Here is a 13,731-nt window from a genome sequence, read left to right as displayed (position 1 = left end):
TCGCACCTCGCGATCCCCGGCTGCGGGTCCTCCCGGTCCCAGCCGCACGGGACCGCCGGGCGGCACCCCGCGCCACCAGACAACGGCGGGACCGGCGACAGCCAGTCGACCGGACCGCCGGCCCGAAGGCCGGGGTGCCGCCGCCGGCGGCCGTCCTGCCGGCGGCGCTGCGACGGGTGGGATGCTCGGCACGTGACGGTCTCCGAGTCCGCCGAGCGCGACGCCCCGGCCCCCACCCCGGCCGCGGCCCCCGAACCCGACGGACGGCGCCCGGTGCGCTGGGTCGCCCGCACGCTGCTCGCCGCAGCCGGCGGTTTCGTGATGTTCCTGGCCTTCCCGGGCTGGGACCTCAGCACCCTGGCCGTCCTGGGGCCCGCTGCGCTGTCGCTGGCCACCCGCGGTGTGCGGTTCCGGCTCGGCCTGTGGCTGGGGCTGGTGCACGGGCTGGCCTTCTTCACCCCGCTGCTGTCGTGGACCGGCATCTACGTCGGCTCGTTCCCGTGGTTGGCGCTGTCGGTCACCGAGGCGCTCTACGTCGCCCTGCTCGGCGGCGCCCTGGCGCTCACCGCCCGGATGCGCGCCTGGCCGCTGTGGGCCGCCGCGCTGTGGGTGGCCGACGAGGCGTTGCGCGGCCGGTGGCCCTTCGGCGGGTTCCCGTGGGGCCGGCTGGCCTTCAGCCAGGCCGAGGGACCGTTCACCGCGTTGGCCGCGTGGGGCGGTGCTCCGCTGGTCAGCTTCGCCGTCGCCCTCACCGGGACGTCGCTGGCCGCCGCGGTGCTGGCCCTGTCCCGGGCCTGGCGGGACAGCTCGGAGCCCGAGCGGCGGGCCGGCTCGCTGCGGGCGGCCGCGCTCGCCGTCGTCGCCGCGCTCGCCGTCCCGGTCGTCGGGACCCTCGCCGCCCTGCCGCTGGCCGGCGGTTCGCTGACCGAGGGCGGGCCCACCCGCACGGTCGCCGTCGTCCAGGGCAACGTGCCGCGCGCCGGCCTGGACTTCAACGAGCAGCGCCGCGCGGTGCTGGACAACCACGTCAGCCGCACGCAGGAGCTCGCCGCCCAGGTCGCCGCCGGTGAGGTCGCCCAGCCCGACCTGGTCGTCTGGCCCGAGAACAGCTCCGACATCGACCCGTACCTCAACGCCGACGCCGCGGCCGCCATCGACCGCGCGGCCCGGGCCATCGACGCCCCCATCCTGGTCGGGGCGGTGGTGAGCGGCCCCGGCCGGTTCATCAGCAACACCGCGATCGTGTGGGACCCGGTCACCGGGCCGGGGCAGACCTACACCAAGCGGCACCCGGTGCCGATGGCCGAGTACGTGCCGTACCGGTCGTTCTTCCGGTTCTTCAGCGACAAGGTCGACCTCGTGCGGGCCGACTTCGCCGCCGGTGACCGGGTGGGCACGCTGGACATGGCCGGCACCACGGTGGGCGACGTCATCTGCTTCGAGGTCGCCTACGACGGCCTGGTCCAGGACGTCGTCGCCGGCGGTGCGTCGATGCTGGTCATCCAGACCAACAACGCCACCTTCGGCTTCTCCGACGAGAGCCCGCAGCAGCTGGCCATGAGCCGGTTGCGGGCCGTGGAGTTCGGCCGGTCGGTCGTCGTGGCCTCCACCAGCGGGATCAGCGCGGTGATCGCCCCCGACGGCTCGGTGGTGCGCAGCTCCGACCTGTTCGTCCCGGCCACCTTCGTCGAGGACATCGCCCAGCGCGACCAGACCACCGTCGCCGCCCGGGTGGGGGCCTGGCCCGAGTGGGTGCTCACGGCGCTGGGCGTGGGCGCCGTCCTGGCCGTGGTCGTCCCCGCGGTGCGCCGGCGCGGGGCCGGGAGCACACGGGGCACCTCGCGCGTTGAGGAAGGCAGGACGACGAAGGGACGAGCATGACGAGCCGACTGCGCACCGCACTGGGCCTGGGCGCACTGGCCGAGGTGGTGGTGTTCATCGCCCTGGGCGCCACGATCGGCTGGGGCTGGACCATCCTCGCCGCGCTGGCCAGCAGCGCACTGGGCTGGGTGCTGCTGGCCAAGCAGGGCACCAAGACGTTGACCGAGCTGCGGCTGCGGGCGCAGGAGCACCGCGCACCGGGCACCGCCCTCGGTGACGCAGGTCTGGTGGCCGCGGGCGGGTTCCTCATGATCCTGCCCGGGTTCATCGGCGACGTGCTGGGCCTGCTGTGCCTGCTGCCGGGTACCCGCAAGCTGCCGCGGGCACTGATCGCCCGCGCGCTGCTCAACCGGCTCCCCGACCGCGCCCGCGGCCCGGTGCGCGTGCAGAGCACCCGCCCGGCGCAGGTGCACCCGGAGCCCGGCGCCGCGCACGTGCCGACCACCCGTGTCATCGAGGGCACCGTGGTCGAGGGCACCGTCGTCGACCGCTGAACCCGCGCAGACGCACGAGGGGCCCCGCCGGACAGTCCCGGCGGGGCCCCTCATGCGTGCGCTCAGGTCAGCTGGAGACCTTCGTGCGGCGGCTCTTCAGCACGTCGAGGCGCTCGGCGAGCACCTCTTCGAGGTCGGCCTCCGAGCGGCGCTCGAGCAGCATGTCCCAGTGCGTGCGCGGCGGCTTCACCTTCTTGGGGGCCGGCTCGGCGCCGCCCACCAGCTTGGCGTTGCTGCCGTCGTACTTGCACTCCCAGGTGTCGGGGAGCTCGGCGTCGTCGGCGAAGGGCACCGTCACCAGGTGGCCCTGCTCGCAGCGGTACTCGGCGTACTGCCGCTGGATCGGGGCGGTGTTGCGGTCGGTCTCGTAGCTGACGCTGCCCAGTCGGCTGCCGCGAAGGGAACGCTCACCCATGGCACACCGTCCTCTCGTGCTCGTGTCGGTCCGTGCTCGGTGCCCCATCGGCAGGCCGTCGACGCATCCGCAGCGCAGGCTGCGTGCAGTCACCCGGAGGGGCCGATGGGATCAACGACGGAAGTCGGACGGAGATTCCGTCTCGTCAGTCGCTCATCATCGCACGGCCACGTGCTCGTCGGCCAGCGGCTGCCCCTGCAGGCTCAGCTGGCCGGGCCCGGTGGGGGTGGGACCCAGCTGACCGCGCACGTGGTGCCGGCGGCAGAGCACCTGGTACCGGGGGTCCGCCGCGCTGGCCCCGGGTGCGGTGTCGGCCACGACGACCGTCTCGCCCTCGCGCACCATCGCGCCGTCGACCACGCGGGCGTTGAGCAGGCCGGGCGCCCCGCACCAGCACAGCACCTCGACCTGGATGCGCTGCACGACGTCGGCGAGCTCGAACAGCCGCCGCGTACCGCTGAACAGCTGCGCCCGGAAGTCGGTGGTGAGCCCGAAGGCGTAGACGTCGACGTGCGACTCGTCGACCAGCTCGGCCAGCTGCTCGACCTGGCGGTCGGTGAGGAACTGCGCCTCGTCGACCACCACGTAGTCGACCCGGTGCCCGGCCGCCCAGCGCCGGCGCACCAGCAGGCGCACGTCGGTGCCGGGGTGGAACTCGACGGCCTCGCGGGAGAGCCCCACCCGGCTGCTGATCTGCGGGGCCAGCGACCGGTCGCCCTGGGTCAGCCGCAGACCCTCGCGGCCCTGCCGGCTCTGGTTGTGGTCGACCTGCAGCGCCAGCGTGGACTTGCCGCAGTCCATCGGCCCGTGGAAGAAGGTGAGGTGCGCGGGCGCGGCGTGCCGGCGCCGGTCACCGGAGGCGGGGACGACGTTCACAGCTTCTCCGGCGGGGTGTTGCCGGCCTCGACGACGGCGCGGCGCATGGGCAGCCGGGCCAGCAGCACGAACCCGGCGACGAAGAAGACCACGAGGCTGATGATGGCCAGCCGGTAGGAGCCGGTGAACTGGTAGGTGAGCCCGAAGGCCAGCGGGCCCAGCCAGCTGGTGCCGCGGTCGCTGATCTCGTAGAAGCCGTAGTACTCGGCTTCCTTGCCGGCCGGGATGAGGTGGCTGAACAGCGAGCGCGACAGCGCCTGCGTGCCGCCCTGCACCAGGCCGATCACCGCGGCCAGCGCGTAGAACTGCACGGCCGCGCCGGCCTGCAGGAAGAACGCGGCCACCAGCACGCCGGTCCAGGCGACCAGGCAGCCGAGCACCGTGCGGGTGGCGCCGTAGCGGGCGGCGACCCGGCCCAGGCCGAGGGCGCCGGCGATGGCGACCACCTGGACCATGAGGATCGCTCCGGTGAGCACCGACTGGTCCAGCTGCAGCTCCTCGGTGGCGTACACCGCCGACAGGCCGATGACGGTCTGCACGCCGTCGTTGAACAGCAGGTAGGCCCCGAGGAACCACAGGGTCAGCGGGAAGGCCCGCATCTCCTTGAGGGTGGTGGCCAGCTGCCGGAACCCGCTGCCGGTGTGCGCGGCGCTGGCCTGCACCGGCCGGTTGCGCAGCCGCGACACCGTGAACACCGTGAACGCGCCCCACCAGAGCCCGGCGGTGGCCAGGCAGATGCGCACCGCCTCGCCCTCGGTGAGCCCCAGGGAGTCGCGCGAGACGTACAGGGCCAGGTGCACGGCCAGCAGCAGGGCCCCGCCGACGTAGCCGACCGCCCAGCCGCGGCTGGAGACCTTGTCGCGCTCGTCGGGGGCCGCGAGGTCGGGCAGCCACGAGTAGTAGACGACGGTGGCTGCGCCGAAGCTGATGTTGGCCAGCACGAACAGCGCCGCCCCCAGCAGGTACCGGCCGTCGGCGACGAAGAACAAGCCGGTGCAGGCCGCCGCGCCCAGGAAGGCGAACCCGGCCAGCATCTCGCGGCGGCGCCCGGTGCGGTCGGCGACGGCCCCGGTGAGGGGCAGCACCAGCACCTGGGCGACGACCGAGAACGAGAGCACGAAGGAGAACCAGCTGCCCGGGTCGATGCCCAGGAACCCCAGCCGCTCGTCGGGCCCGGCCGCCTCCCGGGCCACCGACGTCAGGTACGGGCCGAGGAAGACCGTGGTGACGCTGGTGTTGAACACCGACATCGCCCAGTCGTAGGAGTACCAGCCGGTCCGCTCACGGCGCAGCGCGCGGTCGGGGGTGGTCTGCGGTGCGCTCACCGGCGCAGGGTGCCAGCCGGGGGAGGGGTCGGTCCACCACCGGGCACGTCGTCGGGTACGTGTCCGCCCGGGAAGGCGGCCACCGCCTTCACCGGGCGGGTGGGGTCGGCGAAGGCGATGCGGTCGGCCGGCTCCCCGGCGCGCAGGGGGACCAGGCCCCGGGTGATGGCGGCCATGATGCGGGTGCGGGCCCGGTTGGCGTCGCCGACCCGCCCGGCGGCGAGGTCGTCGAGCGGCACCGGGTCACCCACGTGCACGCGCAGGGCCGGCTGGCGCCAGGCCGCCGACAGCAGGGTGCGCAGCTTGCCCCAGTCGTTGCCGTACTGGAGCACCTCGTGGGCGCCCCACTGGCTGACCGGGATGACCGGCACCCGGGTCTGCAGGGCCAGCCGCGCCAGCCCGGTGCGGCCCCGCTCGGGCCAGCCGTCGGCGGTGAGGCCCACCCGCCCCTCGGGGTAGACGACGACGTGCCCGCCGTGCTCGAGGGCCACCAGCACGACCCGCATGGCGTGGGCGGCGACGTCGGTGCCGCGCTCGACCCGGATGCCGCCGCAGCGCTCGAGCAGCGGGCCGGCCACCGGCGCGGCCATGATGCCGCCGGTGGCCAGGAACCGGGGGACGAGCCCGGCCCGGTGCAGCGCGGCGGCCACGGTGAACGTGTCGTAGTCGCCGATGTGGTTGGCCGCGACGATGAGCGGCCCCTCGCGCAGGTGCTCGGGCACCGACCCGGTGACGACCACGCGCCCGAACAGCGACACGGCCGGGGACACCGACCAGAGCAGGAAGCGCCACAGCCACCACGGCCGGTGCGCGGCGACGGCCAGCTCGCGGCCGAACCACTCGGGGTCGCCGTCGGTGATCGACTGCTCGAGGTCGGCGGGCAGCTCCGGGGTGCGCGGGCGCCAGCGGCGCAGCCGTGCCCTCATGCTCGGGGTCTCACGTCGTCGTCCAGATGCCCCGGCGCTCGTACACCTCGCGCAGCATCTGCGGACGGTCGGTCATGATGCCGTCCACCCCCAGGTCGAGCATGCGGTCGGCCTCGTCTGGGTCGTCGACGGTCCACACGTGCACCTGCAGGCTGCGCTCGTGCGCGGCGGCGATGAACCGCTCGTCGACCAGGGGGCGGCCACCCAGGTGCAACGGCACCTGGGCGCACCCGGCCTGGATGCGCACGAGGCCCGCGGCGCGGGGGGAGTAGGAGGACAGCCGCAGCGCGGCCACGCCCTTGGGGCCGAGCGAGGTGCACAGCTCGGGGCCCAGCAGCCGGCGGGCGGCGGCCACCCGGGCGTCGGAGAACGACGCCAGGCAGATGCGGTCGAGGGTGCCGGTGCGCCGCACCAGGGCGGCCAGCGGGGCCAGCACGCCGGCGGCCTTGAGGTCGATGTTGAACCGGACGTCGGGCCACGCCGTGAGGAGGTCCTCCAGCAGCACCACCGGCTCGCGGCCGCCGATGAGCGCACCCTCCACCTCGCGCCACGGCAGGGCGTCGATGCGGCCGGTGCGGTCGGTCACCCGGTCGAGCACTGGGTCGTGGAAGGCCACGAGGACGCCGTCGGCGGTGGCCCGGACGTCGGTCTCCAGGTAGCGGTAGCCCAGGTCGACGCAGGCCTGGAAGGCCGACGCGGTGTTCTCGACGTGCTCGATCGCCCCGCCCCGGTGGGCCATGGCCAGCGGCAGGGGCCCGTCGAGGAACGGGAAGCGCGGCACCGGCACGACCACACGCTAGGGCCGCGTGTGACGGGGGTGGTCGGCGGGGTCGGCGCGGGCGTGTCCAGGCTCTGCACAGGCCCCGGGCCGTCTACCTTCTCGCTCGTGGTGGCAGAGCAGGTCGCGGCGCACGACGTCCCGGCATCCCCCGTGGTCGAGCCGGTGGTCAAGGCCGTGTCGCGGCGGTCCCGACGTCGCCCTGCCGAGGTCGAGGAGCGACGGTGCGGCTGGTGCCGCAACGTGCTGCCGACCCAGGAGTCGGTCGGCCGCCCGCGGCTGTACTGCGGTCAGGCGTGCCGTCAGCGCGCCTACGAGCAGCGCTCGGCGACGGCCAAGGCGGGGCTGTCGCCCGACGTCGTCCTGGTGACCCGCGCCGAGCTCGACGGCCTGCAGGACCGGCTGTTCCAGCTGCGCTGCGCCCTGGAGGACGTGCAGACGCTGATGACGGAGAAGCCGACCAAGGCCGAGCTGGAGCGGGCGCTCAGCGAGCTGCTGCGCTCGACCGGCCGGCTGGACAAGCTCTGGCTCTCGGGTCGCGCCGCCGGCTGACCGGCGGCGCCCCGTCGTCGGGTCAGTCCGGGTCGGGGATGGTGGGGTCCTGGTCGGGCGCCACGTTGCCGTGGTTGTAGACGCTGCCCTGCTCCACGCTGGAGGGGTCGTCACCGGAGAAGTTGGTGGTGGAGTCCTTCGACGTGCCGGTGCGCTGACCCAGGCCGTCGGTGTCGCTGCAGCCGGTCAGGGCGGCGCCGCCACCGAGGACGGCGAGGGCGGCGAGGACGGACACGACCGGACGACGGATCTGCATGTGCGGAGCCTAAGGGACCTGGGCGATCCCCGGGCACCCGACACCCGGCGCCAGGACCCGGCCACCGTGCATCGTTTCGTCAACGTGACGCAATGCGGTGCAGGTCGGCCGCCCGCAGGGGAGGAGCGGCCCGCGGCCGCCGGCCCGTCGATGGCGGACCCGACCACGGGGATCACGTGCGGCGTCGAGTCGATCATGGCACCGGGCACGGTGATCATGGGGCCGAGCCAGCGTGCCTGGTGCGGGTGCCGTCGCAGGACAACGCGTGCACGACGACGGGGCGCAACGTGGCGACCCGCCCGGACGGTGGCGACTCCACGTGCCGGCGCGCGGTCGGACGACGCGCTGCGCCGCAGCCGGTCGACGTGCTCGACCTGCGGCGAACCCACCCGCTCGGCCACCGACCTTGTGCGCCGATAATCGACATTATGTCAGGTCGAGCGGACCGGACCCGACAACGCCGATCCCCGCACACCGGGTGCCGAGGGTCCTGATGCACTGCCAGACCTCGGCACGGGTGGCGTGCATCTGCAGCGCCCGCAGGCACTCGTCCAGCCGCTGCGGACGCCGGCGCAGCTGCTCGACCGCGTCGCGCAGGCTGGTGCCCACGGTGCTCCCGTAGGCCGCGACGGCCTTGCCGGCGCCGGCCGCCAGCTCCTCGGACGACGGCGCCATCATCGCCAGGTCGACGAGGTCACGACTGAAGGTGGACGGGTCGGCCCAGCGGTCGTCGTTGGCCAGGAGCTTGCTGGCGACCTGGTCGGTCCGGGTCAGGGCACGCACCCCGCAGATGACCTCTTGGTCGACCGTCGTCTCGAGGTCGATGCGGCCTTCCTGGATGATCTCGAACTTGATCGGCACGTCGCCGGCCCGCACGACGGCCCGGATGCCGTAGTTGTCGACCCGGGCCGGGCGGACCAGGTCGAGCTCTCCCCCGGCCAGCGCAGCCAGACCCTCGGTGCGCACGAGCTGGCGCAGGGACCGGTAGGCCACGGTGTCGGAGACCAGGAAGTCGATGTCGACCGACTCCCGGTACTCCCCGCACGAGAGCGCGATGGCCGTGCCTCCCCCGAACCAGCAGCTGTGCTCGGCCAGCAGCGGCCCGTCCAGCCGGTGGAGCACGTCGGCGACGAGCCGGTGGTGCGGGCGGTCAAACAAGCAGCGCCCCGTGGCTGTAGGTGTCGGCGAGGTGCTGGATGAACGCCCGCTCGCGGTCGGTCAGGACCGCCTGGTCGAGGTGCCGCCACCCGCGCTCGTAGAGGTTCAGCGCCTGGGCCTCGGTCACCGTGGTGCCCGCGTCGGTCTGCCAGGCCAGGGCCCGCAGACCCGGGTAGTCGCCGACCGTCACCGTCGGCGGCTCCCCCGTCGTGCGTTCGACGACGGGGACGACCAGGTGCAGGCCCAGGGCCGCCGCGACGTTGCAGTAGGCGCCGATCGTGACCGAGGGGTTCCCGGCCTCGATGCGGTGCAGCGTCACCCGGGACACCCCCGCCGACTCGGCGCAGGCCACGGCCGTCACCCCGAGCGCCTTCCGGTGGTCGCGCAACCGGGACCCGAGGCGGCGCAGGTCGGCTTCCTGCTCGGGGCTGGTGTACGGGCTCGGCGCCGGCATGCATCTCATCGTAGACATTTGTCCAAGAATGTCAACGATGAGATACACATCGGCGTCAGGAGCCGGCGAAGTCGTGCTGTCGCCAGGCCTCGTAGGCCGCGACCGCCGCGGTGTTGGACAGGTTCAGCGACCGTCGACCCGGCAGCATCGGCAGCCGCAGACGGTCGGTCACCCGCGGGTCCGCCAGCACCTCCTCCGCCAGCCCGGTGGGTTCGGGGCCGAAGAGCAGCACGTCGCCGGGCAGGTAGGCCAGGTCGGTGTACCGGGTGGTGGCGCCGGCGGTGAACGCGAACACCCGGGCATCCGGGACCGCGTCGAGGAAGGCGGCCCAGCCCACGTGCACCGTCACCGACGCCAGGTCGTGGTAGTCCAGCCCGGCCCGGCGCAGCTTCGCGTCGGACAGGTCGAAGCCCAACGGCTCGATCAGGTGCAGGTGCGCCCCGGTGGCCGCCACCATGCGGATCGCGTTGCCCGTGTTCGGCGGGATGCGCGGCTCGTGGAACGCGATGTGGAACACCGCGTCAGTCTCCCCCGCCCGGTCCGTCGACCCACCCAGTGCCGAGCCAGGCCGTCGTGGGAGCCCTGCCCGGTGCCCAGATCGGCGCTGGGGTCCTCCACCACCCGAGCGCTGCTCCCCCGCCGGCTACAGCAGGCCGGCGGCGACCAGACCGGTGCGCAGGGCCTCGACCTCGGCGTCGTCGAGCTGCTCGAGCGGCTGGCGCACCCGGCGGTCGCCCAGCACGCCCTGCAGCTGCAGCGCGGCCTTGGCGGTCGTCGCGCCGTAGTTGGGCACGCCCATGATCGCGTCGAAGGCCGGCAGCAGACGCGTGTGGGCGGCGAGCGCCTCGGCGTGGTCCCCCGCCAGGAACGCCTCGATCATCGAGCGCAGCGGACGGCCGGCGGCGTGCGCGACCACGCTGACCAGGCCGACGGCGCCGTAGGCCAGGTAGCCCAGGGTCAGGGCGTCGTCGCCGCAGTAGACCTCGTAGCCGAGGTCGGTGAGCCGGGCCGCCTGGGCGGGGTTGCCGGTGGCGTCCTTGACGGCGACGACGGACTCGATCTCGACGGCCTGCCGGTAGACGTCGAGCCCGATCGCCGATCCCGTGCGGCTGGGGACGTCGTAGAGCATCACCGGGATGTCGCTGACGGACGCCACCGTGCGGAAGTGCTTGAGGATGCCGGTCTGGCTGGGCTTGTTGTAGTACGGCGTGACGACCAGCAACCCGTCGGCCCCGACGCGGGCCGCCTGCTCGGCGATCTCGACGGAGTGCGCGGTGCTGTTGGTGCCGACGCCGGCGATCACCGATGCCCGGTCCCCCACCGCGTCGCGCACCGCGGCCAGGATCTCGCCGTCCTCGGGCACGGTCGTGGTCGGCGCCTCCCCCGTGGTGCCTGACACCACGACGCCGTCGCTGCCGGTGTCCACCACGTGCCGGGCGATGCGCGCGGTGGCCTCGAGGTCGACCTTCTCGTCGGCGTCGAACGCGGTGGCGATGGCGGTGATCAGTCGGCCGAACCGGGGCGTGGAGCTCACCGCGGCAGCCTAGCCAGCCTCGTGTCGAGATCAGTCCTGACGTCGGTTCGGAGGACGCCCTTCGCGGATCCGCTGCCGGTAGCTTCTCGCACCTCGACCACCTGGCCCACGCCACCTGATCGTCTCCAGGTCAGATTCAGCCCCCAGGGCTTTGATCAGATCGACGCTGCCGCTCACCTTGGTCGTGTTCAGGTCGTAGTCCGTGTAGACGAACCAGGACCTGTCCTCTGCCCACCAGTTGGACGGGGAGAACAGGTACCCCAGCTCGTCGACCAGTGTCGTGATGCCGCCGAGCTCACCGGAGAGGACGTGGGCGTTCGGCCCCTGCCAGTCCCGAGCCGTGAGGAAGTCGTAGTAGGCGACTACCCGGGTTGCCTGTCCATCATCTGAGAGACGGCCGAGGACGTCGATGAGTGCGGTCCAGCTCACTTCATCCAGAGAACCCTCTGGTGGCGGGATCGTCGAAGCGGGCCAATCCTGATCGAGCCACACCTCGGACGGCCAATCCGGATCCTCCTCGTCGAGCCACCCTCCGGACCGCTCGATGAGGGTGCGCCAACGCAGTCTGGTCCAATCGGGGCCTGGTTCCCTCTCGTAACCGAGCGGTACTCCCGACACGGTGAGCTCGGGGAGATCGACCTCACCGATCATGTCGGGCTCCTGCATGCCCCGCGCGAGCCGCTCCCGGTGGACGTCGTCGTGCGTCAGACCCGTGGTGATGAGACGGTGCTCGTACATCGAGTGCAGAACCCAGACGGACGCCGGCCATCCGTCGGGGTCGTATCCGATGCCACTGGCGTCCACCTCCGCACGCTGCAGCCAGCTCATGTGTCCATCGACATCGGCGACACGACTCCAACCTGATCCACCGGGAACAGCTCCCGCCAGCTCAGTCACGGTGCTGGGCCACGTTCACCACCGTGCCGCCGGGGGCCCGCACGAAGAACCGGCGCACGCCCCACGACTCCGTGGTCAGCGGGTGCACGATCTCGTAGCCGGCTGCCCGTGCCTCGGCGTACGCGGCGTCGACGTCGTCGGTCCTGACCGTCACCGCCGAGTCCTCCGGCGCGGTTGCGTCACCGGTGACGAGCTGGACGTGCGCCCCGGTGTCGGGGTCGGTGTACCGGGCCACCCAGCCCAGGCTGAACTCCTGCTGCCGCAGCCCCAGGAAGCCGGCCCAGAACCCCTCGGCCGCGGCGATGTCGTCGACGTGCAGGTTCGTGGTGACGCCCAGGGTGCGCACGGCGCTCAGCCTGCGAACTCGACGTCGGCGGCCGGCACGACGGCGGCGGTGCGGCCCGGTGCGGTCTGGAACCCCCAGTACAGGTTGGTGTGCGAGATGACGTCGGCCGGCGCCGGGGCCCCGTAGGCGGTCAGGTCCTCGGTGGTGTGCGCGTCGCCGACCAGCACCACGTCGTAGCCGCGGGTGAACGCGCCGTGGATGGTGGACCGGATGCAGGCGTCGGTCTGCGCCCCGGCGACGACCAGCCGGCCCGCCCCGGCCTCGGCCAGCACCTGCTCGAGGTCGGTGGCCTCGAAGGAGTCACCGTGCTGCTTGGCCACCAGTGCCTCGCCGTCGGCACGCTGCAGCTGCAGCACGTACTCCCACTGCGGGCTGCCCACCGGCAGCTCCTCGGACGAGTGCTGCACCCACACCACCGGCACGTGGGCCTCCCGGGCCCGGGACACCAGGCCCTCGATGCGGCCGACGACGGCCTCGGTGTCGTGGGAGGCGGCCATCACCCCGTTCTGCACGTCGATCACCAGCAGGGCGGTGCCCGGTCGGTCGGTCAGGGTCGTCATGACGCCTCCTCGGTCTCGGTGGTGCTCGCACCGTAGGCCGTCGCACCGACAGTTCCACCCGGGTCGAGCTGAGTAGTGGCCCCCTGGGTCGGGACGCACCACGCCGGCAGGGTCGGTGGACATGAGCCCGTACCAGCGCGCCGCCGCGGTCGCCGTCGCCCCCCGTCCCGTCACCAGCACCATCGCCAGCGCCGTCGCCGGCTCCGTGCCCGACCCCGGCTCCCGGCCGGCGGGCCGCCGTCCGTGGCCCGGGCACGGCGACCGGGCCGGCCAGGGCCTGCTGGGCCTCGCGGTCGCGGTCGTGCTGGCCGCCATGGCCTGGAACTGGCTCGACGGCTTCCTCGACCTCTACGGATCCGACCCCGGTGCCCGCGGCGAGGCGATGCGCACCTGGGCGCTCGACGTGGTCACCGTGCTGGGGCTGGGCACCGCCGGCGTCGTCCACTCGGTGCTCCGCCGGGGTCGGCCCGGGCGCTGGCCGCTGACCCTGCTCGGCGTCGCGGCGGCGGCGTCCGTGCTCCTGGTGCCGTTCGTCGCCGGCTGAGCTCAGGACGCCTTGTCGGCCGGCTTCTCCGCCGCCTGGGCGGCCGCGTGCTCGGCGGCCAGCTCGCGGTACTTCGCCGCGGTCTTCGCCCGACCCGGGATGGCCGGCGGTGCACCGGTGCGCACCTCCTGCATGACCCGCTTGGTGAGCGCGACCGCCGACTCGCCCTCGCGGGCGGCGGTCGGCGTCAGGAACTCCAGGACGATCCGCGGACGCTTCGGGAACCGGACGACGTCGGTCTGACCCGTGATGCGCAGGCCGACCACGGTGGTGCCGGGGACGGCCAGGGCGAGCCGGCCCGCCCCGGACAGGAAGCGCATCGTGCGCCCCCGGGACACCGTGCCCTCGGGGAAGATGCCGATGCAGCCGCCCTCGCGCAGCACGTCGATGGCCGCCTGCAGCGCGGTGGCGTCACCGCGCCCGCGGGCGATCGGGATCTGGCCCATGCCGGTGAGCCACCTGCCCACCACGGGGTTCTTCCACAACGAGTCCTTGGCCAGGGCGCGCAGGTGCCGCACCCGCAGGGCCGCGATGCCGGCGATGACCGGGTCCCACTGGCTGTCGTGGTTGGCCATCACGACCGTCGGTCCGGAGGACGGGAGGTTCTCCAGCCCGCGCACCTCGAGCCTGCCCCACCACCGCACGGCGGGCGTGCCGATGGCCATGACCACGCGGTACGGGATCGGGATCGACGGGGTGGTCACGGGGGCCTCCTCGGCAGCGACCCTCCCCGGC

Annotated in this window: 18 protein-coding genes; 4 read left to right on the top strand and 14 right to left on the bottom strand. The window is 73.5% G+C overall.

Annotation, left to right across the window (positions count from 1 at the left end; translation table 11 throughout):
- Window positions 1-192: 192 nt before the first annotated feature.
- Together lnt and BLP29_RS15180 are read left to right on the top strand one after the other, a co-directional pair.
- Window positions 193-1,881, top strand: coding sequence for an apolipoprotein N-acyltransferase (gene lnt / locus BLP29_RS15185; protein WP_243469999.1), 1,689 nt, complete (start codon window positions 193-195; stop codon window positions 1,879-1,881).
- Window positions 1,878-2,375 (top strand): FxsA family protein, encoded by a 498-nt coding sequence (locus BLP29_RS15180; protein WP_092805957.1) that lies wholly within the window; start codon window positions 1,878-1,880, stop codon window positions 2,373-2,375. The genes lnt and BLP29_RS15180 overlap by 4 nt, the downstream gene beginning before the upstream one ends.
- Before the next feature lie 67 nt (window positions 2,376-2,442).
- On the opposite strand, the gene BLP29_RS15175 is transcribed toward BLP29_RS15180, so the two are convergent.
- The 5 genes from BLP29_RS15175 to BLP29_RS15155 form a co-directional block, all read right to left on the bottom strand.
- Complete coding sequence (locus tag BLP29_RS15175; protein ID WP_092805955.1) at window positions 2,443-2,790, bottom strand: RNA polymerase-binding protein RbpA; 348 nt, start codon at window positions 2,788-2,790, stop codon at window positions 2,443-2,445.
- A gap of 156 nt (window positions 2,791-2,946) precedes the next feature.
- Complete coding sequence (locus BLP29_RS15170) at window positions 2,947-3,666, bottom strand: thymidine kinase (RefSeq protein WP_092805953.1); 720 nt, start codon at window positions 3,664-3,666, stop codon at window positions 2,947-2,949.
- A complete protein-coding gene (locus BLP29_RS15165; RefSeq protein ID WP_243469998.1) occupies window positions 3,663-4,991 on the bottom strand; it encodes an MFS transporter in 1,329 nt (442 codons plus the stop codon). The genes BLP29_RS15170 and BLP29_RS15165 overlap by 4 nt, the downstream gene beginning before the upstream one ends.
- On the bottom strand, window positions 4,988-5,917 hold the full coding sequence (locus tag BLP29_RS15160; RefSeq protein WP_092805951.1) for a lysophospholipid acyltransferase family protein: 930 nt from the start codon (window positions 5,915-5,917) through the stop codon (window positions 4,988-4,990). The genes BLP29_RS15165 and BLP29_RS15160 overlap by 4 nt, the downstream gene beginning before the upstream one ends.
- Window positions 5,918-5,927: 10 nt before the next feature.
- Window positions 5,928-6,704: a glycerophosphodiester phosphodiesterase family protein gene (locus BLP29_RS15155; RefSeq protein WP_207798521.1), complete on the bottom strand. Its 777-nt coding sequence runs from the start codon at window positions 6,702-6,704 to the stop codon at window positions 5,928-5,930.
- 99 nt (window positions 6,705-6,803) lie between these two features.
- On the opposite strand from BLP29_RS15155, the gene BLP29_RS15150 reads away from it, so the two are divergent.
- Window positions 6,804-7,247, top strand: coding sequence for a hypothetical protein (locus tag BLP29_RS15150; protein WP_243469997.1), 444 nt, complete (start codon window positions 6,804-6,806; stop codon window positions 7,245-7,247).
- Window positions 7,248-7,269: 22 nt separating this feature from the next.
- Here the strand turns inward: BLP29_RS15150 and BLP29_RS15145 are convergent, their stop codons facing one another.
- From BLP29_RS15145 to BLP29_RS15110, 8 genes are all read right to left on the bottom strand, one after another.
- On the bottom strand, window positions 7,270-7,503 hold the full coding sequence (locus BLP29_RS15145) for a hypothetical protein (RefSeq protein WP_092805949.1): 234 nt from the start codon (window positions 7,501-7,503) through the stop codon (window positions 7,270-7,272).
- Between the two features lie 426 nt (window positions 7,504-7,929).
- Entirely contained in the window at window positions 7,930-8,661 is a 732-nt protein-coding gene (locus BLP29_RS15140) for a nucleotidyl transferase AbiEii/AbiGii toxin family protein (protein ID WP_092805947.1), read from the bottom strand.
- Window positions 8,654-9,115, bottom strand: coding sequence for a helix-turn-helix domain-containing protein (locus tag BLP29_RS15135; protein ID WP_092805945.1), 462 nt, complete (start codon window positions 9,113-9,115; stop codon window positions 8,654-8,656). Before BLP29_RS15135 ends, BLP29_RS15140 begins: the two co-directional genes overlap by 8 nt.
- A 55-nt stretch (window positions 9,116-9,170) precedes the next feature.
- Window positions 9,171-9,632, bottom strand: coding sequence for a tRNA (cytidine(34)-2'-O)-methyltransferase (locus tag BLP29_RS15130; protein ID WP_092805943.1), 462 nt, complete (start codon window positions 9,630-9,632; stop codon window positions 9,171-9,173).
- A 126-nt stretch (window positions 9,633-9,758) separates the two neighbouring features.
- Entirely contained in the window at window positions 9,759-10,649 is an 891-nt protein-coding gene (gene dapA / locus BLP29_RS15125) for a 4-hydroxy-tetrahydrodipicolinate synthase (RefSeq protein ID WP_092805941.1), read from the bottom strand.
- Between the two features lie 30 nt (window positions 10,650-10,679).
- Window positions 10,680-11,477 (bottom strand): hypothetical protein, encoded by a 798-nt coding sequence (locus BLP29_RS15120; protein WP_092805939.1) that lies wholly within the window; start codon window positions 11,475-11,477, stop codon window positions 10,680-10,682.
- Between the two features lie 61 nt (window positions 11,478-11,538).
- The gene (locus BLP29_RS15115; protein ID WP_092805937.1) at window positions 11,539-11,892 is read right to left on the bottom strand and encodes a VOC family protein; all 354 of its coding nucleotides are present in this window, start codon (window positions 11,890-11,892) and stop codon (window positions 11,539-11,541) included.
- Window positions 11,893-11,897: 5 nt separating this feature from the next.
- Window positions 11,898-12,452, bottom strand: coding sequence for an isochorismatase family protein (locus tag BLP29_RS15110; RefSeq protein WP_092805935.1), 555 nt, complete (start codon window positions 12,450-12,452; stop codon window positions 11,898-11,900).
- A 121-nt stretch (window positions 12,453-12,573) separates the two neighbouring features.
- On the opposite strand from BLP29_RS15110, the gene BLP29_RS15105 reads away from it, so the two are divergent.
- Window positions 12,574-12,996 carry a hypothetical protein gene (locus BLP29_RS15105; RefSeq protein WP_092805933.1) on the top strand — a complete coding sequence of 141 codons (423 nt, stop codon included), beginning with the start codon at window positions 12,574-12,576 and terminating at the stop codon, window positions 12,994-12,996.
- 2 nt (window positions 12,997-12,998) lie between these two features.
- Here the strand turns inward: BLP29_RS15105 and BLP29_RS15100 are convergent, their stop codons facing one another.
- Window positions 12,999-13,700: a lysophospholipid acyltransferase family protein gene (locus tag BLP29_RS15100; RefSeq protein WP_207798520.1), complete on the bottom strand. Its 702-nt coding sequence runs from the start codon at window positions 13,698-13,700 to the stop codon at window positions 12,999-13,001.
- Window positions 13,701-13,731: the final 31 nt, after the last annotated feature.

Source organism: Klenkia marina (assembly GCF_900101025.1).
GTDB classification, from domain to species: domain Bacteria; phylum Actinomycetota; class Actinomycetes; order Mycobacteriales; family Geodermatophilaceae; genus Klenkia; species Klenkia marina.
This window is presented reverse-complemented; position numbering and strand designations above follow the sequence as displayed.